The following is a 24771-nucleotide window of genomic DNA, read 5'->3' on the forward strand; positions in this document are numbered from 1 at the left end:
GCGCCGTGGTTACAGGTTGAGGGTCAGGCTGACGGTGAAATTGCGCGGCTCACCGGGGTTGACCCAGTAGTTGCTGTAGGAGCGCTCGTAGTACTTTTCATCGAACAGGTTATTGAGGTTCAGGCCCACCGTGACGTTGTCGCTGGCTTTGTAATGGGCCAGCAGGTCGACGGTGTGATAGGCCGGCAATTGAAAACTGCCACCGGCCTCGCCCGAGCGATCGCCGACGTAGGTGAAGGCGGCGCCTAGATCAGAGCCACGCAGCAGGCCATCCTGAAACTCATACACCCCCAACAGGCTGCCACTGCGCTTGGCCACGCCGAGAATGCGGCTGCCGGCAGGGATGGCCTTGTTGCCCTTGGTGACTTCGGCATCAATGTAGGCAAAGGCGCCAATGACCCGCACAGCGTCGGTTAATTGCCCGGTCAGTTGCAGGTCAAATCCCTGGCTGCGAGCCTTGCCCATGGCGCGGCTGGTGTTGGTGTCCGGGTCCAGGGCCAGAACGTTTTCCTTTTCGATATGGAACGCGGCGAGGGTGGTGCTCAGGCGGTCGTCGAACAGCTCACTCTTGATACCCACTTCGTAGCCCACGCCTTCTTCAGGTTTGAAGGATTTGCCGCCAGCGTCCAGGCCATTGTTGGGCTTGAATGAGGTGGAGGCGTTGGCAAACAGACCGACTTGAGGCGTCAGTTGATACAGCAGGCCGGCGCGCTGGGTCAGGGCGTCGTGGGTCTGCTGGCTTTTGGCGTGGTTACGGGTGAAGTCGTCAGTGCTTTGTTCGAAGTGTTCGAAACGCGCGCCGACCATGCCCCGCAGACGGTCAGTGAAGATGATCTGGTCCTGCAGGTTCAGTGCCTGGCTTTTGACCTGTTCGAAGAAGTCGGTGCCGGAGCGGGCGCCGTTGGGTTTGGGCTGGCCGTAGATCGGCTTATAGATGTCGATGGGGTAACTGCCAGCAATGGCGGTCACCCGTTCTTTCTTGCGGTAGTCCTCGTATTCGGTACCGATCAGCAGTTCGTGCTGCCAACTGCCAATGTCGAACAGGCCGCGCAGTTCCAGCTGGGTGATGCTGTCGTGCCAACCGGTGGAACGTTCGCGATAACGGCGGTTGATGGTGTGGCCATCGGCGTTCACTGCGCGGTTCTCAGAGGCGTCGCCCCTCAGGCTGCCTTGTTTGTAATGGCTGGCCAGGCGTAGTTTCCAGGCATCGTTCAGATGATGCTCAAGGGTCGCTTGCAGGCGGTTGTTGTGGTTGTCGATAGCGCCGTCGTTGGGCTCGCCGAGGAAGGTCGAGCGGGAGACGCCGCTCCAGCGGTTATTGGGGGCGACGATACCGCGGTCGAAGGTTGAGCTGTGACGCACGAATTCACTTTCCACCAACAGGTGGGTGTCCGGGTCCAGTTGCCAACTGAACGATGGTGCGACGAACACGCGCTTGCTCTGCACGTGATCGCGAAAGCTGTGGTTGTCTTCCACCGCCAGGTTGACCCGCGACAACACGTTGCCTTCGCTGTCCAGCGGGGTGTTGATGTCAACCGCGGTGCGGTAGCGATCCCAGCTGCCGGCGCTGGTCTGCACGGTGGTAAAGGCTTCGGGCTGCGGTTTTTTGGTGACGATATTGACGGTGCCGCCGGGGTCGCCGCGACCATAAAGGCTGGCGGCGGGGCCCTTGAGCACTTCGATCCGTTCGATATTGGCCGCGTCCGGGGTGCTCGGGTAGCCACGGTTGGCGCTGAAACCGTCCTGGTAGAACTCCGAGGTGGTGAAGCCGCGCACGCTGTATTCGTAGAGGGTCAGGCCGCCGAAGTTGTTCTGCTTGGACACGCCGCCGGCAAACTCCAGGGCACGCTCGACATTGGTACTGCCCAGGTCCTTGAGCACCGTGGCGGGAATCACGCTGATCGATTGGGGGATATCTCGCAGGGCGGTGTCGGTCTTGGTCGCACTGGCGGAGCGGGTGGCGCGATAGCCCTTGACCGGCCCGGTGGCCGATTCGTAAGCGTCGGCGGTGACGCTGATGGCGTCCAGTTCAACGGTGTTGGTGTCTTCGGCGAACACCGGGTCCACCAGCAGGCCCAGGGCGATGCCCGCCAGTGGAGCAAATTTACGAGACGTCATGGTAGAGCGTTCCAATATCAATATTGAAACAATATAACATGACTAATGAGGGTGTATCTCTTTGGAGTTTTACCCTTACTCCTGTTCTTTTACCGGTGCGGGCGGCGGCCGCAACCCGACTTCTGCCGACAGCCTGATCTCTTTGCCGTTGCGCATCACCAGGATGGCAACTTTCTCGGTGGGTTTTATCCGCGCCACCTGGTTCATCGACTTGCGGCCATCACCAGCCGGTTCGCCGTCGATACTGAGGATCACATCGCCGACCTGCATGCCGGCTTTCTCGGCCGGGCCACCCCGCAGGATCCCCGCGATGACGATTCCTGGCCGCCCTGTCAAACCAAAGGATTCTGACAACTCCTTGGTCAGCGGCTGCACTTCAATCCCCAGCCAGCCACGAATCACTTGGCCGTGCTCAATGATTGACTTCATCACTTCGGTGGCCAGTTTTACCGGGATCGCGAAACCGATGCCTTGGGAACCACCGGATTTGGAGAAAATTGCGGTGTTGATCCCGGTCAGGTTGCCGCTGGCATCCACTAGCGCGCCGCCGGAGTTGCCGGGGTTGATTGCGGCGTCGGTCTGGATAAAGTCTTCGTAGCTGTTGAGGCCCAGTTGATTGCGCCCGGTGGCGCTGATGATGCCCATGGTCACCGTCTGGCCGACACCAAACGGGTTGCCGATGGCCAATGCGACGTCACCGACCCGCAAGCCTTCGGAGCGGCCGATGGTGATCGACGGCAGATTCTTCAAATCGATTTTCAGTACTGCGAGATCGGTTTCGGGGTCGCTGCCGACCACGCGGGCCAGGGTTTCCCGGCCATCACGCAGGGCGACGACGATCTGGTCGGCGCCGGTGGTCACGTGGTTGTTGGTGAGGATGTAGCCTTCCGGGCTCATGATCACTCCGGAGCCGAGGCTCGATTCCATGCGCCGCTGCTTGGGCGAGTTGTCACCGAAGAAACGCCGGAACTGCGGGTCTTCAAACAGAGGGTGCGGCGGTTTGTTGATGACTTTGGTGGTGTACAGGTTGACCACGGCTGGCGCTGCGACGGTCACCGCATCGGCATAGGTCACCGGGCCCTGTTGCACCGCGCTGGTTTGCGGTGCCTGTTGCAGGTTGACGTCCAGGCTCGGCAGGCCGACCCATTGGGGATAACGCTGAATAATCAGCGTGGCAATCAGCACGCCGGCCAGCAATGGCCATCCAAAAAAACGCAGTGCCTTGAGCATTAAGCAAATCCTGACAGGTTGCAGGGGGCGCGGGAGCGCCCATAATGTGGCGCATTATACGAGGCCGCGAGCGCCTCTGAACGGGATATTTAGGAGTCTTTTATGGCCGTCGCCCTGAGCACCCTCGTAGAAGAAGCAGATCGCTACCTAGGCAGCGCAAAAATTGCCGATTACTGCCCCAATGGCCTGCAAGTTGAGGGCCGGCCGCAAGTGCTGCGCATCGTCAGCGGCGTGACCGCCAGCCAGGCATTGCTGGACGCAGCGGTTGAAGCCCAGGCCGATCTGGTGCTGGTGCACCACGGTTATTTCTGGAAAGGCGAAAACCCGTGCATCACCGGCATGAAACAGCGCCGCCTCAAGACCTTGCTCAAGCACGACATCAGCTTGCTGGCGTATCACCTGCCTTTGGATCTGCACCCGGAGGTTGGCAACAACGTGCAGCTTGCCAGGCAGTTGGATATCACCGTCGAAGGCCCACTGGACCCGGACAACCTCAAGGTCGTCGGCCTGGTTGGTTCCCTGGCAGAGCCCGTGTCGCCCCGTGACTTCGCTCGCCGCGTGCAGGAAGCCATGGGCCGCGAGCCGTTGTTGATCGAAGGCAGCGAAATGATCCGCCGCGTTGGCTGGTGCACCGGCGGTGGCCAGGGCTACATCGATCAGGCCGTGCTGGCGGGAGTCGATCTGTACCTGAGCGGTGAGGCCTCTGAGCAGACGTTCCATAGTGCTCGGGAAAACGGCATCAGCTTTATTGCAGCCGGGCATCATGCCACCGAGCGCTATGGGGTGCAGGCGCTGGGGGATTACCTGGCAAGGCGCTTTGCCCTGGAACATATATTCATTGACTGCCCCAACCCGATTTGAGGGCCAAACCCAGCGGCATATTCATATATCGTTTCGATCTAGCCAGCTCCCTGATTAGAAGCAGGTGCTGTGCTAGCATGCCTCGCTCGAACACGGCCCGCTGGCCGTCCATAAGATCGTTTTCGTGAGTAGCCATGGTCGACAAACTGACGCATCTGAAACAGCTGGAGGCGGAAAGCATCCACATCATCCGCGAGGTCGCCGCCGAGTTCGATAATCCGGTGATGCTCTACTCGATCGGTAAAGACTCCGCCGTGATGCTGCACTTGGCGCGCAAGGCATTCTTCCCCGGCAAGCTGCCGTTTCCGGTGATGCACGTCGACACCCAGTGGAAATTCCAGGAGATGTACACGTTCCGCGACCGTATGGTCGAAGAGCTGGGCCTGGAACTGATCACCCACGTCAACCCTGACGGTGTGGCGCAAGGCATCAACCCGTTTACCCACGGCAGCGCCAAGCACACCGACATCATGAAGACTGAAGGCCTGAAGCAGGCCCTCGACAAGTATGGTTTCGACGCAGCTTTCGGCGGCGCCCGTCGCGATGAAGAGAAATCCCGTGCCAAAGAGCGCGTGTACTCATTCCGCGACAGCAAGCACCGCTGGGACCCGAAAAACCAGCGCCCTGAGTTGTGGAACGTCTACAACGGCAACGTCAACAAGGGCGAGTCGATCCGCGTGTTCCCGCTGTCCAACTGGACCGAGCTGGACATCTGGCAGTACATCTACCTTGAAGGCATTCCGATCGTGCCGCTGTACTTCGCCGCCGAACGCGATGTGATCGAGAAGAACGGCACGCTGATCATGATCGACGACGAGCGCATCCTCGAGCATCTGTCCGACGAAGACAAAGCCCGTATCGTCAAAAAGAAAGTACGTTTCCGTACCCTTGGCTGCTACCCGTTGACGGGCGCGGTGGAGTCTGAAGCCGAGACGCTGACAGATATCATCCAGGAAATGCTCCTGACGCGAACTTCCGAGCGCCAGGGCCGTGTCATCGACCACGATGGCGCCGGCTCCATGGAAGACAAAAAACGTCAGGGTTATTTCTAAGGGGTTGTCATGTCGCACGTATCTGATTTGATCAGCGAGGACATCCTCGCCTACCTGAGCCAGCACGAACGCAAGGAAATGCTGCGCTTTCTGACCTGTGGCAACGTCGACGACGGCAAGAGCACCCTTATCGGGCGCCTGCTGCACGACTCCAAGATGATCTACGAAGACCATCTGGAAGCCATCACCCGCGATTCGAAGAAAGTCGGTACCACCGGTGACGATATCGACCTGGCGTTGCTGGTCGACGGCCTGCAGGCCGAGCGTGAGCAGGGCATCACCATTGATGTGGCTTACCGCTATTTCTCCACCGCCAAGCGTAAATTCATCATCGCCGACACCCCTGGCCATGAGCAGTACACCCGCAATATGGCCACTGGTGCTTCCACCTGTGACCTGGCGATCATCCTGGTGGATGCCCGCTACGGCGTGCAAACCCAGACCCGTCGCCACAGCTTTATCGCCTCGTTGCTGGGCATCAAGCACATCGTCGTCGCGATCAACAAGATGGACCTCAACGGCTTTGATGAAAGCGTGTTCGAGTCGATCAAGGCCGACTACCTGAAGTTTGCCGATGGCATCGCCTTCAAGCCGAGCACCATGGCCTTTGTGCCGATGTCGGCGCTCAAGGGCGACAACGTGGTGAACAAGAGCGAGCGCTCGCCCTGGTACACCGGCCAGTCGCTGATGGAGATCCTTGAAACCGTCGAGATCGCCAACGATCGTAACTACACCGACCTGCGTTTCCCGGTGCAGTACGTCAACCGTCCAAACCTGAACTTCCGTGGTTTTGCTGGCACCCTGGCCAGCGGTATCGTGCACAAGGGCGACGAAGTCGTTGTGCTGCCGTCGGGCAAGAGCAGCCGCGTCAAATCCATCGTCACCTTCGAAGGTGAACTGGAACACGCAGGCCCCGGCCAGGCCGTGACCCTGACCATGGAAGACGAGATCGACATCTCCCGTGGCGACCTGCTGGTGCATGCCGACAACGTGCCGCAAGTGACCGACGCCTTCGACGCCATGCTGGTGTGGATGGCTGAAGAACCGATGCTGCCGGGCAAGAAATACGACATCAAGCGCGCCACCAGTTACGTGCCAGGTTCCATTACCAGCATCGTCCACCGTGTCGACGTGAACACCCTGGCCGAAGGGCCGGCCAGTGCCTTGCAGTTGAACGAGATCGGCCGGGTCAAGGTCAGCCTCGATGCCGCCATCGCCCTTGATGGTTATGCCAGCAACCGCACCACTGGTTCGTTCATCGTCATCGACCGTTTGACCAACGGCACCGTCGCGGCAGGCATGATTATCGCCCAGCCGGTGACTCATGGCAGCGCGGCGCAGCACGGCAAGTTGGCTCATGTGGCCACTGAAGAGCGTGCCCAGCGTTTCGGCCAGGAGCCAGCCACCGTGTTGTTCAGCGGCCTGTCCGGCGCAGGCAAAAGCACCTTGGCCTATGCGGTTGAGCGCAAGCTGTTCGACTTGGGCCGTGCGGTGTTTGTGCTCGATGGCCAGAACCTGCGCCATGACCTGAATAAAGGTCTGCCACAGGATCGTGCCGGGCGTACCGAGAACTGGCGTCGTGCCGCCCACGTGGCGCGTCAGTTCAACGAAGCTGGCTTGCTGACCCTGGCCGCCTTCGTTGCCCCGGATTCCGAAGGCCGCGAACAGGCCAAGGCGCTGATTGGTGCTGATCGTCTGCTGACGGTGTATGTGCAGGCGTCGCCGCTGGTATGCGCCGAGCGTGATCCGCAAGGCTTGTATGCGGCGGGCGGGGATAACATCCCTGGCGAATCCTTCCCGTACGACGTGCCGTTGAATGCCGATCTGGTGATCGACACCCAGGCGTTGTCGCTGGAAGAAAGCGTCAAACAAGTGCTGGAGCTGCTGCGTCAGCGCGGCGCGATCTAAGCTTTAGATCCGTACTAAAAAAGCCCGCCACCGAGTGATCGGTGGCGGGCTTTTTCATGTATTCAGCCTAGATCATTTGTAGGAGCGAGCTTGCTCGCGAAAAACCCGAAAGCGCCGTTGGGTGTCAGGCTAACAGCGTTATCGTTAACGACCATCGCGAGCAAGCTTGCTCCTACAAAGGGCGCGCGGGAAATTCGCGGTGCAGCTTCTCCAGAAGTGCATCCTTCTCTTCCCACAACCCATTGATCCACCCCTGGAACTGCAACCGATACTCCCCATCCTGCTCATAATTCTTGCCAATGAACTCGGCCGGGATCTGCACCTCTTCGAACTGCACCACCACATCCTGCACATTGCCACACAGCAAATCCCAGTAGCCGGGCCGCCCGCCAGGGTAGTGAATGGTCACGTTCACCAGCGACTTCAGTTGTTCACCCATGGCATCCAGCACAAACGCAATGCCGCCGGCCTTGGGCTTGAGCAGGTAGCGAAACGGTGACTTCTGCTGGGCATGCTTGCCCTCAGTAAACCGCGTGCCCTCGGCGAAGTTGAAAATGCCCACCGGGTTGTGGCGAAACTTCGCGCAGGTCTTGCGGGTGGTTTCCAGGTCTTTGCCTTTCTTCTCCGGATATTTTTCCAGGTAGGCCTTGGTATAGCGCTTCATGAACGGGAAGCCCAACGCCCACCAAGCCAGGCCGATCACGGGGACCCAGATCAATTGCTGCTTGAGGAAAAACTTCAGCGGGCGAATACGGCGGTTGAGCACGTACTGCAGCACCATGATGTCAACCCAGCTCTGGTGGTTGCTGGTCACCAGATAAGAATGCTGATAATCCAGCCCTTCAAGCCCGGTCAATTGCCAGCGCGTGCGCTGCACCAGATTCATCCAGGCCTTGTTATTACTGATCCATGCTTCGTGAGTGTGATTCATCAGCCACTCGCTGAAGCGCTGGGCGAACGGCAGCACCTTGAACAGCGCTACGATAAACAGGAACGAGCACAGCAGGATCGTGTTCAACGCCAGTAACAGCGAGGCGATCACCCCGCGCACGGCGGGAGGTAGAAAATCCAGCATTTAGACATCCATAGGTCGGTTGGCGGCTTGAATTGCGGTCAGGGCGATGGTGTAGACAATGTCGTCCACCTGGGCCCCACGGGGCAGATCATTGACCGGCTTGCGCAGGCCTTGCAACATCGGGCCAAGGCTCACGCAATCGGCGCTGCGCTGCACCGCCTTGTGGGTGGTGTTGCCGGTGTTCAGGTCCGGGAACACGAACACCGTGGCCTTGCCCGCCACCAGACTGTTGGGCGCCAGTTGGCGGGCGACGGTTTCGTTGGCTGCGGCGTCGTACTGCAACGGGCCGTCGATCAGCAGCGAGCCTTGCGCTTCATGGGCGAGCAAGGTGGCTTCGCGGACTTTCTCCACCTCTTCGCCGCTGGCCGAGTCACCGCTGGAATAGCTGATCATCGCTACGCGCGGGGTGATGCCGAAGGCGGCGGCCGAGTCGGCGCTTTGCAGGGCGATCTCCGCCAGTTCCGCCGCGCTTGGGTGCGGGTTCATCACGCAGTCGCCGTAGACCAGCACCTGCTCGGGGAACAGCATGAAGAATACTGACGACACCAGGGTGCAGCCCGGCGCCGTTTTAATCAGCTGCAGGGCTGGGCGGATGGTGTTGGCGGTGGAGTGGATGACGCCCGAGACCAGGCCGTCGACTTCATCCAGCGCCAGCATCATCGTGGCGATGACCACGGTGTCTTCAAGCTGCTGCTCGGCCATCGGTGCGTTGAGGCTTTTGCTCTTGCGCAAGGCCACCATTGGCTCGACATAACGCTGGCGAATCAGGTCGGGGTCAAGAATCTCCAGCCCTTCGGGCAGTTCGATGCCCTGGGCGCGAGCCACCGCTTCCACGTCCGCCGGTTTGGCCAGCAGCACGCATCGGGCAATACCCCGCGCCTGGCAGATCGCCGCAGCCTGCACGGTCAGCGGTTCGCTGCCTTCCGGCAAAACGATGCGCTTGTTGGCCGCCTGGGCGCGCTGGATCAACTGATAGCGGAACACCGCCGGCGACAGGCGCATTTCCCGTGGCGTACCGCAGCGCTGGTGCAGCCAGCGGGCGTCCAGCTGGCTGGCGACGAAGTCGGTGATGATCTCCGCGCGCTCGCGGTCATCAATCGGGATTTCCTTGTTCAGGCTGTTGAGCTGGTTGGCGGTCTCGTACGAGCCGGTGCTCACCGACAACACTGGCAGCCCGGCCTGGAACGCGCCACGGCACAGGTCCATGATCCGAGGGTCGGGCAGGGTGTCGCTGGTCAGCAGCAGGCCGGCCAATGGCACGCCGTTGATGGCGGCGAGGCTGACGGCGAGGATGATGTCGTCGCGATCCCCCGGCGTCACCACCAATACGCCGGGCTTGAGCAGTTCCACGGTATTGCGCATGGTGCGCGCGCAAATGATGATCTTGGTCATGCGCCGGGTTTCGTAATCCCCGGCGTTGAGTATCTGCGCGCCCATCAGGTCGGCGACGTCACGGGTGCGCGGGGCGTTGAGTTCCGGTTGGAAGGGAATGCAACCCAGCAGACGGAAGTCGCCACTGCGAAGCAATGGCGAATGCTCTTTGAGGCGCGCGGCGAAGGCTTCCATGCTTTCGTCGGTACGCACCTTGTTGAGGATCACACCGAGGACTTTCGGGTCCTTCGGCCCGCCGAACAGTTGGGCCTGCAGTTCCACGCGGCCCGATAGCTCGGTGAGCACGTCGTTTTCCGGGGCCGAGACCAGGATCACGTCGGCATCCAGGCTTTTGGCCAGGTGCTGGTTGACCCGAGCCGCATAGCTGGCGCTGCGGGTCGGCACCATGCCTTCGACGATCAGCACGTCCTTGCCCACGGCGGCCTGTTGGTAAAGGGTGATGATTTCTTCCAGCAGCTCATCGAGCTGGCCGTCGCCGAGCATCCGCTCGATATGGGCCAGGCCCAGGGGCTGGGGCGGCTTCAGGCCGTGGGTGCGGGCCACCAGTTCGGTGGAGCGCTCCGGCCCGGTGTCGCCGGGGTGCGGTTGGGCAATCGGTTTGAAAAAGCCGACTTTCAGCCCGGCCCGTTCAAGGGTACGCACCAGCCCAAGGCTGATGGAGGTCAGACCCACACCGAAATCGGTGGGCGCGATAAAAAAAGTCTGCATGCGAATTCTCTGATGGGTTCAAGCCTATGTCTGGCCTGTAACCGAACTTCAATCCCTAAGGTTATCCCTAACTGAGCCCTGCGCGCACCAGCCACAGTCAAAGCGCTGGCCTATTTTTTCCAGACGTTGTGCGCGATCTTGTACCCAGGCCCGGGATTGCCAGGGTGGCTGGTGGCGCAGGTGCTGGGTGTGGCCACAGGAAAGCTCGGCGACCCAATGTTGGTCTTCATCCTGATGAAAACCGATGACCGTCGAGTCTATTGATCGACTCCGTCCGTCCGGGTTCTGTTCGCTTTCGGGCAAATCCTTGTTTAGACTTGTCCGTTCTTCATTCTTATGCAAAAGGTCTCGCCCCATGCTGATCGCCGCCAATAAGGCTGTCTCCATCGACTATACCCTGACCAACGACGCTGGTGAGGTCATCGACAGCTCCGCCGGCGGCGCGCCGCTGGTCTACCTGCAAGGTGCAGGTAACATCATCCCAGGCCTGGAAAAGGCCCTGGAAGGCAAGAAGGTCGGTGATGAACTGACCGTTGCCGTAGAACCTGAAGATGCCTATGGCGAATACGCTGCCGAACTGGTCAGCACCCTGAGCCGCAGCATGTTCGAAGGCGTCGACGAGATGGAAGTGGGCATGCAGTTCCACGCATCCGCTCCGGACGGCCAGATGCAGATCGTCACCATCCGCGACCTGGACGGCGATGACGTTACCGTCGATGGCAACCACCCGCTGGCAGGCCAGCGCTTGACCTTCCAGGTCAAGATCGTTGATGTGCGCGATGCTTCCCAGGAAGAAGTGGCCCACGGCCACGTTCACGGCGAAGGCGGTCACCACCACTGATTGATGGGCTACGCTCTGTCAGTTGGATAAAGGCGCCTTCGGGCGCCTTTTTTAATCGGCGGCTATTATTGCCGACTTGGCGGTTGTAATCTCGAACTGCCGTTTTGCGAAGAACATGGGAAATCGGAGTTCGTCATGAGTGCTTTCCACGACCTTAAACTCAAAGCCCTGGATGGTCAGGAGCTGCCTCTGGCGCCCTTCAAGGGGCAAGTCGTGCTGGTGGTCAACGTGGCCTCCAAGTGTGGTTTGACACCGCAATATGCGGCGCTGGAAAACCTCTATCAGCAATACAAAGACCAGGGTTTTACCGTGCTGGGTCTGCCGTGCAATCAATTTGCCGGTCAGGAGCCAGGCACCGAGGAAGAAATCCAGGCGTTCTGCAGCCTCAACTACGGCGTGACTTTTCCGTTGGGCAGCAAGCTTGAGGTCAATGGCCCTGAGCGTCACCAGTTGTACCGGCTGCTGGCGGGCGAGGGTGCCGAGTTTCCTGGGGATATCACCTGGAACTTCGAAAAATTCCTGCTGGGTAAAGATGGCCGGGTATTGGCGCGCTTCTCACCGCGTACTGCACCTGATGATCCGACCGTGGTCCAGGCCATCGAGAAAGCCCTGAACTGAACACAACCTCACTGTAGGAGCGAGCTTGCTCGCGATGGACGTTAACGATAACGCGTGGTACCTGAATGAACGCGGCGTCCTTGAGTTCATCGTCGGAACGCCGCCCGACGCAAGCTCGCTCCTACAATAATTGCCCTGCTTTTACCCCTTAATCACTGCAATCAATAGTGCTGTTCAGCACTGCGCACACTCCATATTATCCATGTCATAAAATCCCTCTCCCGTGGAGTGCTCCCATGCCTGTCCAAGCTTTGTTCAAACCCTTCCAGCTCGGTGCACTGCAACTATCGACTCGCGTGGTCATGGCGCCGATGACCCGCTCGTTTTCACCGGGCGGCGTCCCTAATTCCAAGGTGATCGAGTACTACCGTCGTCGCGCTGCCGCGGGTGTGGGCCTGATCATCACCGAAGGCACCGTGGTCGGGCATCAAGCCTCCAACGGTTACCCGAACGTCCCGCACTTTTACGGCGAGGCAGCGCTGGCCGGCTGGAAAAAAGTGGTCGATGCCGTGCACGCCGAAGGCGGCAAAATCGTCCCGCAACTGTGGCATGTGGGTAGCGTACGCCGCATCGGCACTGAGCCTGATGCCAGCGTGCCAGCTTATGGTCCGACCGAAAAACTCAAGGACGGCAACGTTGTGGTCCATGGCATGACGGTCCAGGACATCAAGGAAGTCATCGCCGCCTTCGCCCAGGCCGCCAAGGATGCGCAGAGCATCGGTATGGACGGCGTGGAAATCCACGGTGCCCACGGTTACCTGGTGGACCAGTTCTTCTGGGAAGGCAGCAACCAGCGCACCGACGAATACGGTGGCAGCCTGGCAAATCGCTCGCGGTTTGCCATTGAGTTGATTCAAGCGACCCGCGCCGCAGTGGGACCGGATTTCCCGATCATTTTGCGTTTCTCCCAGTGGAAGCAGCAGGATTACACCGCGCGGCTGGTGCAAACCCCTGAAGCGCTGGGTGAGTTCCTCAAGCCGCTGTCCGACGCGGGCGTGGATATTTTCCACTGTTCCACCCGCCGTTTCTGGGAGCCAGAGTTCGAAGGCTCCGAACTGAACCTGGCCGGCTGGACCCGCAAGCTCACCGGCAAGCCAACCATCACCGTGGGTAGCGTCGGCCTGGACGGCGAGTTCCTGCAATTTATGGTCAACACCGACAAGATCGCGCAGCCGGCGAGCCTGGAAAAGCTCCTGGAACGTCTGAACAACGATGAGTTCGACCTGGTAGCCGTCGGCCGTGCGCTGCTGGTGGACCCGGACTGGGCGGTGAAGGTGCGCGAAGGGCGTGAGGGCGATATTTTGCCGTTCAGCCGTGAAGCGTTGACTACTTTGGTGTAAGTGGCGGCAGGACGGGCAGTTGCTGCCCGTCCTCACACACCCCGCGCAACTGTCGTTCAAACTGCTCGATAATCGCTGGCCAACCCTGCCGGCTGGCATGCTGCCTTGCATTGAGCCGCACCCGCCGCAAACTCTCGTGTTCTTCCAGCAGCCAGTTGGCTGCGTCGCAAAACGCTTCCTCATCCCCTGGCATCGCCAGCACGCCACTGTAGCCATGGCGAATATGCTGGGTGGCGGCCGCCTGGTCGTAAGCCACCACACCGAGCCCTGAGGCCATGCCTTCCAGCACCACATTGCCGAAGGTTTCGGTCAGGCTGGGAAACAGAAACAGATCCCCCGAGGCATAGTGCCGAGCCAGTTCCTCGCCGCGTTGAGTCCCGCAAAAAATTGCCTCGGGCAGCGCTTTTCTCAGCATTTCTCGTTGGGGCCCGTCACCGACGATGATCAGCTTAAGTTGCCGCTGTGGATAAGTGGCCTGCAGCGAATCGAAGCAGCGTTTGAGCAGCCCCAGGTTTTTCTCTGGCGCGAGGCGTCCGACATGCAGCACCGCAATGTCCTCGTTCCCCAGGCCCCAGCGTTCGCGCAAGGCATTGTCGCGCTTGGCCGGATGAAACAACTGACTGTCGACACCCCGTGACAACAGTTCCAGGCGCTCGAAGTGACGACGCTCCAGTTCCAGGCGCTGACTGACGCTGGGAACCAGGGTCAGGGTCGAGCGGTTGTGAAACCAGCGCAAGTAGTGGGTCAACACCCGGCTCAACATGCCCAGGCCATATTGGCGGGTGTACTGCTGGAAGTTGGTGTGAAAACCGCTGACCACGCTGATTCCCAAACGCCGTGCCGCGCGCAGGGCCGACAAGCCCAACGGGCCTTCGGTGGCGATGTACAACACATCCGGGCGTTGGCGTTTCCAGCGGCGCAGCAGCTTGTGCATCGATGATTGCCCCCATTGCAGGCCTGGATACCCAGGCAGCGGCCAGCCGCGACACAGCAACAGGCCTTCGTCACTGGCACGGCTTTGGTCGCTGCCCTGGCGCGGCCGGACCAGCTCCACCTGATGCCCGCGCGCGCGCAAGCCGTCACACAGGCGGCCAAGGGTATTGGCCACCCCATTGATCTCCGGCGGGAAGGTTTCAGTAATGAGGGTGATGTGCAGGGAAGCTGTCGTCATGACACCAGTGTCGGCGCGGGCCATGTCGTCATTGTGTCATTAAGATGATGGATTTATGACGTCGTGGCCCGGCAACTGGATCAGTTAAACGGTGTCTTCGCCGGTTGCACCGGCAAGATAGGTTCGCTGGCGGCTACAGCTCCCCTGGCCTCGCCTCCCAGCATCAATCCGAGCATCAGCATCAACGGTCTGTACAGGGTGCGCTTCCCACAGGCTTATAGTTTTAATAACCATGTTTCAGATATGGGATTGTCACCATGATCCAGATCAAGCAAGCAGGTCAGCGCTTTTCCACCGTCATCGCCTCGGCGCCGCGCTCACGCACCCAGAACAAGGTCGCCCCGGCCACCGCCGCCGGCATCATCAGCAGGTTGACCACCGGGATCAGTAACACCAGGTAGACGATCCCGCCAAAACTCATGCTCTGCCAACGTTTTTCACGCAGCCAGGCGAGCATTTCGTTCCAGCCCAGTTTGTGGTTGTCCGCCGGGTAGTCGATGTATTGGATTGCCATCATCCACACCCCAAACAGCAGCCACAGCGGTGCGGCCACCAGGTTGACCACCGGAATGAACGACAGGATAAACAGGCCGATGGCCCGCGGCAGGAAGTAGCCTAGCTTGCGCATTTCCCGGGCCAGGGTGCGCGGGACCATGGCGAACAGCTCGGCCCAGCTGAAGGCTGGGAAGTCATCGGTGCCACGCACCACCACTTCGACCTTCTCCGCGAGAAAGCCGTTGAACGGTGCGGCAATGATGTTGGCAAGCATGGTGAAGGTGAAGAACACCATCAGCACCACCAGCGCCACGAATAGCGGCCATAGGAGATAATTCAGGAAGCTCAGCCAACTTGGCAGGGTCGGCATCAGCGTATCGACCCACAGGCTGAACTGATGGCCGGCAAAATAGATCAATCCGACGAACAGTATCAGGTTGATTGCCAGGGGCAGCAGGACGAATAGGCGCAGGCCTGGGCTGAGGATCAGTTTGAGACCTTCGCGCAGGTATTGTGGGCCTGAGAGAACGGGGGCGGGCATGGATGACTCCGGGCAAGGTGACGAACGCGCTGACCTTACCGGCTTTGCATTCAAGGCGAAAGCACGGCCGGTACGTCGACATTAACGGTAACAAACCGGTTGATTAATAGACGTGGCAGCATAGAGACCACCTATGAGCTGGATTGTTATTCCGTATTTCCTTAATCTTGCCCCCCTCGATACGCTGCACCCATTATTTTTCAGGGCCTGCGAGTTCAAGCCTTCCCCAAGTGCTTCGCAGTCCTTTTTTATTCCAGCCGGTCTGCCGGCGTTCCGCTCAAGTATCTCGGGGCGGTCGATAGGAGTGAGTCATGTCTGAAGTCCGTCATTCGCGAGTGATTATTCTCGGTTCCGGCCCTGCCGGTTACAGCGCTGCCGTCTACGCTGCCCGTGCCAACCTCAAGCCGCTGTTGATCACCGGCATGCAAGCGGGCGGTCAGTTGACCACCACCACCGAAGTCGACAACTGGCCGGGCGACGTCCATGGCCTGACCGGTCCGGTGCTGATGGAGCGCATGAAAGAACACGCCGAACGCTTTGAGACCGAGATCGTCTTTGACCACATTAACGCGGTCGACTTCTCGAAAAAGCCTTACAGCCTGACCGGCGACAACGGCGTCTATACCTGTGACGCGCTGATCATCGCCACTGGCGCCAGTGCCCGCTACCTGGGCCTGCCGTCAGAAGAAGCGTTCATGGGCAAGGGCGTTTCCGCATGCGCCACCTGCGACGGTTTCTTCTATCGCAACAAACCGGTTGCCGTAGTCGGTGGCGGCAACACTGCCGTGGAAGAGGCGTTGTACCTGGCCAATATCGCCAGCACCGTGACCCTGGTTCACCGTCGCGAGACCTTCCGCGCCGAGAAGATCCTGATCGACAAGCTGCATGCACGGGTTGCTGAAGGCAAGATCATCCTCAAGCTCAACGCCACCCTGGATGAAGTCCTGGGCGACAACATGGGCGTGACCGGTGCCCGCCTGAAAAACAACGATGGCAGTTTCGACGAGCTGACCGTCGACGGTGTGTTCATCGCCATCGGCCACACCCCGAACACCTCGTTGTTCGAAGGTATGCTGACCGCCAAAGACGGTTACCTGGTGGTGCAGGGCGGCCGTGAAGGCAATGCCACTGCGACCAACATCGAAGGCATCTTTGCCGCCGGTGATGTGGCTGACCATATTTACCGCCAGGCCATTACGTCCGCCGGCGCCGGTTGCATGGCGGCACTGGATGCCGAGCGTTACCTCGACGGGTTGAAGGACGCTGCGTTCTAAATCGTTGAAATAAAAAAACCGGCTGCGAGGCCGGTTTTTTTATGCGCACGATCTGATGCTTTGATCACTCCGCGTGGGAGCGATCATTCAACGGCGAGTCAGAGGCTGCGTGGCAAACTTCACGCCCGCCAACCCATGCTCAATCAATGCACGAATATTGCCATGGTCACTGCCCTCAGGCGTGGCCAGCACCGACCGGTAATGCTCGCCAAACGCCAGCAATGTTTCCTGATCGCTCAAGCCTTCCAACAAGGCCAGGCCCAGGGTCTTGCAAGAACCTTCGTTCTGCCCAGCAGCGTTTTCCACACTGGCGTTGGTGAAGGCCTGTGGTTGGTAATCGTAGCCGGCGGCGACAAAGGCCAAGGTGTCGGCCAAGACGTGTTCGCCGCTATTGAGGCTGGCGCGCAGGGCGTTCAGGTCAGTCATGGGTTTTTCCCTTGGCGAACGCCGCGTGCTGTTCGGCGCTGGCTTCTTGCTGGTATTGGGCTTTCCATTCGGCGTACGGCATGCCGTACACCACTTCACGGGCGTCATCGAGGCTGACCTCGATCTGGCGCTCATCGGCCTCGGCCTTGTACCACTTGGACAGGCAGTTGCGGCAGAAACCGGCGAGGTTCATCAGGTCGATGTTCTGTACATCCTTGCGGCTGTCCAGGTGTGCGACCAGGCGGCGAAAGGCGGCGGCTTCAAGTTCAAGGCGTTGTTGATCGTTCATAATGCTCACTGCGAATGTAAGGGCTTAGCGACTCGCCGCGAGGGTGATCGACACCGACTCGGCAAAACGTAACGCATGGGGCTTGTCGACTTCGACTTCGGCATACAGCACCGACTCGTTGCTCATCACCAGGTCCAGCAGTTCCTGGGTCAGGCGCTCCAGCAGGGCAAAGCGATTGCCTTCCACGTGGGCAATGATGGCCTTGGTGATGGTGCGGTAGTTCAACGCGTGGTCGATATCGTTGTCGCGTACGGCTTCCTGGGCGGCGTACAGGATGGTCAGGTTGATCAACACATCCTGCTTGTTGAGGATTTCATCCTCGTTGATTCCGATAAAGGTACGCAGGCACAGGTCCTTGACCCGGATGCGCGCCATGCCTGGCTGAAGTTGTGGCATTGCTACTTGCTCCGTCCAATCAGTTGCAGGAACTCCATGCGGGTGGTGTTCGACTCGCGGAAGGCGCCGAGCATCACCGAGGTGTTCATGGTTGAATTCTGTTTTTCCACGCCGCGCATCATCATGCACATGTGCTGGGCTTCAATCACCACCGCCACGCCAGCGGCCTGGGTAACGTCCTGGATAGCATCGGCGATTTCCCGTGTGAGGTTTTCCTGAATCTGCAGGCGTCGAGCGAACATGTCCACGAGGCGCGCAATCTTCGACAGCCCCAGCACCTTGCCCGTCGGAATATAGGCCACATGGGCCTTGCCGATAAAGGGCAGCAGGTGATGTTCGCACAGGGAATACAACTCGATATTGGCGACGATCACCATTTCGTCACTGTCGGAAGCGAACAACGCACCGTTGACGATCTCATCAATGCACTGGGTGTAGCCATGACACAGGTACTGCATGGCCTTGGCCGCGCGTTTTGGCGTGTCGAGCAAGCCTTCGCGTTCCGGGTCTTCACCCAGGCCCTTGAGAATCTCACGGTAGTGCTGAGGCAGGGATAAAGTCATACAGCATCCTCGCAAGCGGCTTATTTGATGTGTCGCCCGCCGTTGACGGTCAGGGTCGTTCCGGTGACATAAGGGTTATCCAGCAGATAACGCACGCTCTGGTAAATCACTTCGGGACCGGGCTCGATGCCCAGTGCCGACTTGCCCAGGACCTTGGCGCGGTAGGCCGCGTCGTCGTCTTCGTTGAACATCACCATTGCCGGCGCGATGCCGTTGACCTTGATCTGCGGCGCGTACTTGGCGGCAAAGGATAAGGTCAGGCTGTCGAGCCCGGCCTTGGTGGCGCAATAGGCGATGTGCTGGCGGCTACCCTTGCGGGTCACGTCGTCGCTGATATGCAGGATGTCGGCCGGTATGGAACGTTGCAGCAAGTGCGCACAATGAAGGTTGATCAGGTACGGCGCAAGCATGTGCACGCTGAACATGTCAGCAAAGGCCCGGCTTTCATCGCCGGGCGTTTCTGCTTCCCAGGCCGAGGCATTATGAATGATCGCGCGCAGGCTGCTGGTATGAGCGTTCAGTTCATCGATGAAGGCAAGGATGCCGGCCTCGCAGGAGAAGTCGGCAAACAAGGCAATCGCGCCGCGATCGCGCAGGGCCTGTACGCCGGGACGTTCGCTGCGATAGCTGAAAATCACCGGCTGCCCCTCGTCCAGCAGGCGTAAAGCGCAATGTAGGCCGACACGCTGGCCGGCACCGGTGATCAGGATCGGGGCGGGAGATGAGGTCATGGGAGGCTCGGGTCGCTGGCAGGCTAAAACTATACCAGCGACCGGCCAGTTGCGGACTAGCTCAAACCGCTGCTTCAGTGGGTTTTACCCGCAATGGCGCGGGATGTAACCAACTCGCCAACAGATGAGTCGACAGCGGGATAAAGAGGTAGACCATCAACGGCGTCAGCGCCAGGGTGCTGACCAGTACGCGACTCAACAGCCCCAGTTCGGCGAGCAACGGCTCAAGCCCGAAATTGAACAACAGCGACACCGGGAAAAATGCCAGCCAGATGGCAACTGCCTGCTTCCAGCGCGGGGGGCGTTGGCCGATCGCGCCAAACCAGCCGTCCATGCCGCGGACTCGATGCTCCGACGGGTCGGCGAACAACTCGCTGCCACGGCCAAGCCAGGCGCCGCGCGAGGCGGAGAACTCCCAGGCATGCAGGGTCTGCTCATTGGCAAAACGGAAGATTATCTGGAATTCGTCGTCATCGGGAGGCGGTGCAAGCACGCCGGAGCCCAGATAGCCGGGGAAGTCAGTGGCCAATTGCTCGCCTTCGCGCAACCAGGCCATCAAGTCTTGATAGCGACCTTTGGCCACGCGGCGCGCGACCATCAAGGTAACGGGTAGGGTAGACATTGTGTATCTCCATATGTATGGGCGCACGGTACCGGGTAGGTGGCGCACCAGACGCAGCTGCGGGGTAGAGCGGCTGCGCTAAAATTCTGGTTTTAAAAACCTAGCAAGGATTATTCCTGAATTGACGAAATACACCAGCGGCATTGGTCGGTTGGGCCAGGACCTTGAAACCGACAGGTGTAAGGCGTTAAATGGGATCCAACTTTCCCCCTGGTGTTCGTGTTCACTGATGCCCGTAATCACTGCTCTTCAACCTGAAACTGCGCATGGCGGCACATCCAATGGCGATGAGCTGTTCCCGATTCGTGAAGTAGCGAGATTGACAGGAATCAACCCGGTCACGCTGCGGGCGTGGGAGCGACGCTACGGCCTGATTCAGCCGGTGCGCACCGAAAGCGGGCATCGATTGTATTCCCGGGACGATATTGAGACCGTCCATCGTATTCTCGATTGGATTGAGCGCGGCGTCGCGGTCAGTAAGGTGGGCAAGATTCTCGCTAGCGGCGATGGGCCAGACCTGTCACCGCGCAACGTCCGGGAAGACGCCGAATATCACGAGTGGACTCAGTGGCAACTGCAACTGCAGCAGGCCATCGGCTCTTTTGATGATCGGCAGTTGGACCGCCTGTACGGGCAGATTTTTGCCGCTTACCCCGCGCCAGTGGTGTTTCAGGACATCCTGATGCCTCTCTGGCACCAGCTGTTGCGCCATCAGGGCCGTTTTGGCCAGGCCAGCGAGTGGCTGTTTTTCGACAGTTTCTTGCGTGCCCGGACCTGGCAGCGCCTGCAACTGGCATGTGCCTCCCAAGCGCCGCGGATATTGCTGGCAGTCATTGCTGGTGAATGCCGTGAACTGGAGTTGCTCGTAGCCGGTGTATTGATGGGCGGTGACGAGTTGGCGGTTCGCGTACTGAGCATGGGCCAGCCATTTGATGAGTTGACGCTGATCTGTGAAAAGACCCGGCCGCAAGCCTTGGTAGTGTTTTCCAACCATTCGCCGACCAGCGAGTTGCCGCAACGCTTGAGTCGGCTGGCATTGACCCTCAATTGCCCGTTGCTGTTGGCTGGCGATGCCTCGGACCTGGCTGAGCACTACTTGGCTGGTTCGTCCATCGGCTGCCTGGGCAATGAAGGGCGATTGATGCAGCGGCGCTTGCAGCAGTTTCTCGGCGGTACCCTGGACACCTGAGATCAGGCGTGAACTTCAGGGTGGGCGAGGCGGTGTTGCTGCAGAATGAACTGGCGCAGGCGTTCGGTTTCGTCTGCGTCCCCCTGGCTTAAGCGGTAGGCGAACAAGCCCTGGGCGTTTTCTCGCTCAAAGGTGCCACGCAGGGCAATACGCTCGTAGCCTGAAGGGCTGAACCACAAAGAAAAGGTTTTCGGCGGTTTGCTCCGGCCTCGGGCTTCCACCAGCACCCCTTTGAACGACACCTCATGAACAAGCAGCACGCCGGGCTGGCCCTTGATGTTCTCCAGGGCCACCGGCTCCTCAAGCAGCAACCGCCACGGCCGAATCATCGGCCCGTCTTCGAAAATGCTCGGCACGCCCAAGCGCAGGTGTACGGCATTAAACTCGTCTTCCACCAGTTGCAGCGGAAAGGTCATTTGCTGGTTATCGAATTGCGCCTGGATGGTGACGTGTTCATGGGCCGCCAGGCGGGTGAGCAGATCACGAATCTGCGCACCGCCATTGACCATCAGGCTCGACGACGCGTCCCGCACATTCAATTGCGGGTTATGGTGCATGGTCTGGATAAAATCCAGCTCGTCCTGCGTCAATAGCGCGTCGCGTTGCATTGATCTGGCTCAAGGGAATGCGTGGAAAAATCGATTATCGCTCTAATGACCGCATTTTCTAAGTTTTGTTAGATCCGCTCGTCGCTTTGAGTGCGCAAAGTTCGGCTGTAACGGCGGCCAGCTGGCTTTCCAGTTGCGCGACACGCTGCTGGGCCTTGACTTGAACCGTGATGTCTTTTTGTACACCAACGAAGTAAGTCTGTTTATCGGCCTGGTTGTAAACCGTTGATAACGACAGCTCATTCCAGAAATGCGTGCCGTCCTTGCGGTAATTACGCAGGATTTCCCGGCAGGCGCCTTCGGTATCCAGTGCTTCGCGAATGGCCATCAGCGAGGGCTGGTCACGATCGCCCGATTGCAGGAAGCGGCAGTCCTGGTAGAGGACTTCTTCGCTGGTGTAGCCGGTTAAGCGTTCGAAGGCGGGGTTTACATAAATCAATGGTTTGTCTTTGCCTTCCTTTTCGGCGATGACGATGCCGTCGTTGGAGGCGTTGATGACCATTTGCATCAATTGGGCGTTAATCATTGAGCGGCCCATGGTTTGTTTATGGAGTGTGCAGTTTAAGGCACGTCAGCGGCCTGTCCACTTGTCATCATTGAATAGTGGATGGCATTCACTGAAACCTTCGCGCCAGCTGTTAATATCCCAGGCTTTTACTCAGCTACAGGATCAGTTTGATGAAAGTCGCCATCCTTTCCGGCTCGGTGTACGGCACGGCTGAAGAAGTCGCCCGCCACGCTGCAACACTCCTCAATGCAGCCGGTTTCGACGCCTGGCACAACCCTCGGGCGACCCTGGCGGACATCCAGGGCTTTGCCCCTGAGGCTTTTTTGGCCGTTACCTCCACCACCGGCATGGGCGAGTTGCCGGACAACCTGCAGCCGCTGTATTCGACCATCCGCGACCAATTACCGGCAGCCTGGCGTGGTTTGCCTGGCGCGGTGATCGGCCTGGGCGACTCCAGCTACGGCGATACCTTTTGCGGCGGAGGTGAGCAAATGCGCGAGCTGTTTGGCGAGTTGGGCGTGCGCGAAGTGCTGCCGATGTTGCGTCTGGACGCCAGCGAAAGTGTGACCCCGGAAACTGACGCCGAACCGTGGCTGGCCGAGCTGGTTACTGCACTGCGCGGCTGATCGGGTACTCGCGCAGCAATGCCAGCCAGGCCTGGGCAGCTTTCGACAGATAAGCGCCCTCACGCCAGATAAAGGCGATGTCCCAGCGCAGGTACTCCGGGGCCTTGAGCGTCAGGCGTACCACGCCGGGGCGCACCAGGCCGCGGGCTACCACGCTGGGCAGCAACACCACGCCCTGGCCGGCGGCCACCAGCGCCGCGAGAAAATCCGCCTGGCCGCTGCGTCCGCTTTCCTTCGGTGTAAAACCCACCTGCTGACAGGCTTGCAGCAATCGGTCGTTCAAAACAAAGCTGCGCTGGTACATCAGGAACGGCGTGTCCGCTAATTCCTCCAGGCGGATCTGCGCGTTATCCGCCAGGGGATGGTCCATCGGCAACAAAGCATCCAGCGGCTCATCGCAGAACGCTTGCCAGGCAAAGGCCGGGTTGGTGGGCATCAAGCTGCCGCCTACTTCCAGTTCACCATTGAGAATCGCCTGCTCAATGTTGCGGCTGCCGCCTTCAAGCAACTGGATGGTCACATTGGGATAGCGCCGTCGGTATTCGGCAAACAGGCGGGCGAACAGAATGTCACCGCCCAGTTGCGGCAAGCCCATGCGCAATTCGCCGCGGGTCATCTGATTCAAATCGTCCAGTTCACTGAGCAATTCGTTTTGCAGGCGCAACATCGCTTCGGCCCGTTGCAGCACCACTTGGCCGGCGGCGGTCAGGCGTACCTGCGAGCCCATGCGATCGAGCAGCGGCGTGCCGAGGCTCTGCTCCAACTGCGCCACCTGCTTGCTGACGGCAGATTGGCTGATGTGCAGGGTTTTCCCCGCCTGGGTAAAACCACCTCGATGAACCACTTCGACAAAGCTGCGCAGCTGTTTGAATTCCATTGCCATGATTCCAGTTTGGAATAGTTTGCAGTCTAACAATTCGCTTTAGGGATGTCAGGCGACTCTTTAAAATGAGTGCCTGCGAGGACCCAAAGCTCATGAAAAGTTTCACCTTCAAACACCTTGGCCGGTTGCTGGTTGAACTGGTGGTACTGCTGGCGATTTACCTGCTGGGCTGCCAACTGGCAGTGTGGCTGGCGTGGCCAATTCCCGGCGGCGTGATCGGCCTGGGCCTGTTGTTACTGGTATTCGCCAGCGGCCTGATCAAGCCGGCGGCCCTGCAATTGGGCGCTGGCGTGTTGATTGCGGAAATGCTGCTGTTCTTTATTCCGGCCCTGATGAGCCTGCTCGACTACGGTGGCCTGCTGCGCCATGACGGTTGGCGGATCATGCTGGTGATCGGCTTCAGTACCCTGATGGTCATGCTGGTAACGGCCTTCACCGTAGAGATGGTGTGCCGCTGGAAACTGCGCCATGAAGCTTGAGATGATGCCGATGTTCTGGTTGGCCCTGACGTTGGCCGCCTATGTGTTCAGCCGATGGATCTATCGGCGCACCGGGCGCTACTTGTTGTCGCCGCTGATTCTGGTGCCGGCGCTGTTGCTGGCGGTGGCTGTGCCGCTGAACACCGCTTATGCCGAATACTCCACCGACACCCACTGGCTGATGCTGGTGCTGGGCCCGGTCACCGTGGCTTTTGCCATTCCGATCTGGCAACAACGCCAGTTGCTGATGCGCCATTGGCCGGCGTTGTTGCTGGGGATGCTGGCGGGCAGTGTGGCCTCCATCGGCACCTCGTTCGGGCTGGCCAAGGCGTTGGCATTGGACAGTTCGGTGACCCTATCGCTGGTGCCGCGCTCGATCACCACGCCGTTTGCCATGCCCATGGCCCATGACCTGGGCGGCGTGCCAGAGCTGACGGCGGTATTCGTGATGTTCACCGGCGTATTTGGTGCCATGCTCGGCGGGGTGCTGCTCAAGTGGCTGCCGTTGCGCAGTGCCCTGGCTCGGGGCGCCTTGTTTGGCGTCGGGGCGCATGGGGCGGGCGTCAGTCGTGCCCATGAAGTGGGCAGTGAGGAAGGTTCGGTGGCGGGCCTGGTCATGGTCTTGACGGGTTTGCTCAACCTGTTCGCCGCACCTTTATTGGCGTCGCTTCTCTGACACGCATTGAACAAAATCGAACTATCCTGATGGCTGACTCGCTCGGTCATCAAGCTGGCTGCCAATGCAACTACCGCAACCGTGACCTCTGACTAGACTGGCCTTTCACCCGAAAGCCCTTCGCCTAGAAAACAATAAAAAAACCACACCA

Annotated in this window: 27 protein-coding genes; 11 read left to right on the forward strand and 16 right to left on the reverse strand. The window is 59.6% G+C overall.

The features are described from left to right. Positions 1–9: 9 nt before the first annotated feature. Positions 10–2118, reverse strand: coding sequence for a TonB-dependent siderophore receptor (locus ACZRJ6_RS09890; protein ID WP_463968007.1), 2109 nt, complete (start codon positions 2116–2118; stop codon positions 10–12). Positions 2119–2193: 75 nt separating this feature from the next. Continuing rightward, on the reverse strand, positions 2194–3348 hold the full coding sequence (algW, locus tag ACZRJ6_RS09895) for a Do family serine endopeptidase AlgW (protein ID WP_463968008.1): 1155 nt from the start codon (positions 3346–3348) through the stop codon (positions 2194–2196). 102 nt (positions 3349–3450) lie between these two features. Here algW and ACZRJ6_RS09900 point away from each other — a divergent pair, with 102 nt between their 5' ends. The 3 genes from ACZRJ6_RS09900 (at position 3451) to cysN (ending at position 7169) form a co-directional block, all read left to right on the forward strand. Continuing rightward, positions 3451–4209, forward strand: a complete 759-nt coding sequence (locus ACZRJ6_RS09900; RefSeq protein WP_350616566.1) for a Nif3-like dinuclear metal center hexameric protein — start codon at positions 3451–3453, stop codon at positions 4207–4209. Between the two features lie 134 nt (positions 4210–4343). After that, positions 4344–5261 (forward strand): sulfate adenylyltransferase subunit CysD, encoded by a 918-nt coding sequence (gene cysD, locus ACZRJ6_RS09905; RefSeq protein ID WP_133101974.1) that lies wholly within the window; start codon positions 4344–4346, stop codon positions 5259–5261. 9 nt (positions 5262–5270) lie between these two features. Continuing rightward, entirely contained in the window at positions 5271–7169 is a 1899-nt protein-coding gene (gene cysN / locus ACZRJ6_RS09910) for a sulfate adenylyltransferase subunit CysN (RefSeq protein ID WP_463968009.1), read from the forward strand. Between the two features lie 172 nt (positions 7170–7341). Here cysN and ACZRJ6_RS09915 read toward each other — a convergent pair whose 3' ends face one another. The 3 genes from ACZRJ6_RS09915 to ACZRJ6_RS09925 are packed head-to-tail and all read right to left on the reverse strand — an operon-like array spanning position 7342 to position 10701. Further along, complete coding sequence (locus ACZRJ6_RS09915) at positions 7342–8244, reverse strand: acyltransferase (RefSeq protein WP_463968010.1); 903 nt, start codon at positions 8242–8244, stop codon at positions 7342–7344. Then, positions 8245–10344: a phosphate acetyltransferase gene (gene pta, locus ACZRJ6_RS09920; RefSeq protein WP_463968011.1), complete on the reverse strand. Its 2100-nt coding sequence runs from the start codon at positions 10342–10344 to the stop codon at positions 8245–8247. Between the two features lie 48 nt (positions 10345–10392). Continuing rightward, entirely contained in the window at positions 10393–10701 is a 309-nt protein-coding gene (locus ACZRJ6_RS09925) for a DUF3565 domain-containing protein (protein ID WP_463968416.1), read from the reverse strand. Between ACZRJ6_RS09925 and ACZRJ6_RS09930 the strand changes: the two genes are divergently transcribed. From ACZRJ6_RS09930 to ACZRJ6_RS09940, 3 genes are all read left to right on the forward strand, one after another. Then, on the forward strand, positions 10700–11185 hold the full coding sequence (locus ACZRJ6_RS09930; protein WP_149411722.1) for an FKBP-type peptidyl-prolyl cis-trans isomerase: 486 nt from the start codon (positions 10700–10702) through the stop codon (positions 11183–11185). The two genes, ACZRJ6_RS09925 and ACZRJ6_RS09930, sit on opposite strands and share 2 nt — an antisense overlap. A gap of 135 nt (positions 11186–11320) precedes the next feature. After that, positions 11321–11803, forward strand: a complete 483-nt coding sequence (locus ACZRJ6_RS09935) for a glutathione peroxidase (protein WP_463968012.1) — start codon at positions 11321–11323, stop codon at positions 11801–11803. A gap of 236 nt (positions 11804–12039) precedes the next feature. Beyond that, complete coding sequence (locus ACZRJ6_RS09940) at positions 12040–13143, forward strand: oxidoreductase (RefSeq protein ID WP_133101981.1); 1104 nt, start codon at positions 12040–12042, stop codon at positions 13141–13143. Here the strand turns inward: ACZRJ6_RS09940 and ACZRJ6_RS09945 are convergent. Together ACZRJ6_RS09945 and cysZ are read right to left on the reverse strand one after the other, a co-directional pair. Continuing rightward, on the reverse strand, positions 13130–14314 hold the full coding sequence (locus ACZRJ6_RS09945; RefSeq protein ID WP_463968013.1) for a glycosyltransferase family 4 protein: 1185 nt from the start codon (positions 14312–14314) through the stop codon (positions 13130–13132). The genes ACZRJ6_RS09940 and ACZRJ6_RS09945 overlap by 14 nt on opposite strands. Positions 14315–14594: 280 nt before the next feature. After that, complete coding sequence (gene cysZ / locus ACZRJ6_RS09950; protein ID WP_463968014.1) at positions 14595–15350, reverse strand: sulfate transporter CysZ; 756 nt, start codon at positions 15348–15350, stop codon at positions 14595–14597. 311 nt (positions 15351–15661) lie between these two features. Here cysZ and trxB point away from each other — a divergent pair, with 311 nt between their 5' ends. Continuing rightward, complete coding sequence (gene trxB, locus ACZRJ6_RS09955) at positions 15662–16624, forward strand: thioredoxin-disulfide reductase (protein ID WP_133101985.1); 963 nt, start codon at positions 15662–15664, stop codon at positions 16622–16624. A gap of 87 nt (positions 16625–16711) precedes the next feature. Here trxB and ACZRJ6_RS09960 read toward each other — a convergent pair whose 3' ends face one another. From ACZRJ6_RS09960 to ACZRJ6_RS09985, 6 genes are all read right to left on the reverse strand, one after another. Then, positions 16712–17050 (reverse strand): HopJ type III effector protein, encoded by a 339-nt coding sequence (locus tag ACZRJ6_RS09960; protein WP_463968015.1) that lies wholly within the window; start codon positions 17048–17050, stop codon positions 16712–16714. Then, entirely contained in the window at positions 17043–17339 is a 297-nt protein-coding gene (locus ACZRJ6_RS09965; RefSeq protein WP_133101987.1) for a DUF1244 domain-containing protein, read from the reverse strand. Before ACZRJ6_RS09965 ends, ACZRJ6_RS09960 begins: the two co-directional genes overlap by 8 nt. A 24-nt stretch (positions 17340–17363) precedes the next feature. Next, complete coding sequence (folX, locus tag ACZRJ6_RS09970) at positions 17364–17735, reverse strand: dihydroneopterin triphosphate 2'-epimerase (RefSeq protein WP_003194073.1); 372 nt, start codon at positions 17733–17735, stop codon at positions 17364–17366. A 2-nt stretch (positions 17736–17737) separates the two neighbouring features. Beyond that, a complete protein-coding gene (gene folE, locus ACZRJ6_RS09975) occupies positions 17738–18298 on the reverse strand; it encodes a GTP cyclohydrolase I FolE (protein WP_463968016.1) in 561 nt (186 codons plus the stop codon). Positions 18299–18318: 20 nt separating this feature from the next. Then, positions 18319–19029 carry a dihydromonapterin reductase gene (gene folM / locus ACZRJ6_RS09980; protein WP_463968017.1) on the reverse strand — a complete coding sequence of 237 codons (711 nt, stop codon included), beginning with the start codon at positions 19027–19029 and terminating at the stop codon, positions 18319–18321. Between the two features lie 61 nt (positions 19030–19090). Further along, the gene (locus tag ACZRJ6_RS09985) at positions 19091–19651 is read right to left on the reverse strand and encodes an antibiotic biosynthesis monooxygenase (protein ID WP_463968018.1); all 561 of its coding nucleotides are present in this window, start codon (positions 19649–19651) and stop codon (positions 19091–19093) included. A gap of 229 nt (positions 19652–19880) precedes the next feature. On the opposite strand from ACZRJ6_RS09985, the gene ACZRJ6_RS09990 reads away from it, so the two are divergent. Next, positions 19881–20840 (forward strand): MerR family transcriptional regulator, encoded by a 960-nt coding sequence (locus ACZRJ6_RS09990; RefSeq protein WP_463968019.1) that lies wholly within the window; start codon positions 19881–19883, stop codon positions 20838–20840. Positions 20841–20842: 2 nt separating this feature from the next. Here the strand turns inward: ACZRJ6_RS09990 and ACZRJ6_RS09995 are convergent, their stop codons facing one another. After that, positions 20843–21448, reverse strand: a complete 606-nt coding sequence (locus ACZRJ6_RS09995) for a hypothetical protein (RefSeq protein ID WP_463968020.1) — start codon at positions 21446–21448, stop codon at positions 20843–20845. Positions 21449–21506: 58 nt separating this feature from the next. Then, positions 21507–21974 (reverse strand): PAS domain-containing protein, encoded by a 468-nt coding sequence (locus tag ACZRJ6_RS10000; RefSeq protein WP_463968417.1) that lies wholly within the window; start codon positions 21972–21974, stop codon positions 21507–21509. 152 nt (positions 21975–22126) lie between these two features. On the opposite strand from ACZRJ6_RS10000, the gene ACZRJ6_RS10005 reads away from it, so the two are divergent. Next, positions 22127–22582 carry a flavodoxin gene (locus tag ACZRJ6_RS10005; protein WP_133101994.1) on the forward strand — a complete coding sequence of 152 codons (456 nt, stop codon included), beginning with the start codon at positions 22127–22129 and terminating at the stop codon, positions 22580–22582. Here the strand turns inward: ACZRJ6_RS10005 and ACZRJ6_RS10010 are convergent. Further along, positions 22563–23459 carry a LysR family transcriptional regulator gene (locus tag ACZRJ6_RS10010; RefSeq protein WP_149411710.1) on the reverse strand — a complete coding sequence of 299 codons (897 nt, stop codon included), beginning with the start codon at positions 23457–23459 and terminating at the stop codon, positions 22563–22565. The two genes, ACZRJ6_RS10005 and ACZRJ6_RS10010, sit on opposite strands and share 20 nt — an antisense overlap. Positions 23460–23557: 98 nt before the next feature. On the opposite strand from ACZRJ6_RS10010, the gene ACZRJ6_RS10015 reads away from it, so the two are divergent. Both ACZRJ6_RS10015 and ACZRJ6_RS10020 read left to right on the forward strand, forming a co-directional pair. Next, positions 23558–23944, forward strand: a complete 387-nt coding sequence (locus tag ACZRJ6_RS10015) for a CidA/LrgA family protein (protein ID WP_463968021.1) — start codon at positions 23558–23560, stop codon at positions 23942–23944. After that, entirely contained in the window at positions 23934–24620 is a 687-nt protein-coding gene (locus ACZRJ6_RS10020; RefSeq protein WP_463968022.1) for an LrgB family protein, read from the forward strand. Before ACZRJ6_RS10015 ends, ACZRJ6_RS10020 begins: the two co-directional genes overlap by 11 nt. The last annotated feature ends 151 nt before the right edge of the window (positions 24621–24771 follow it).

This window comes from Pseudomonas sp. C321 (assembly GCF_055407105.1).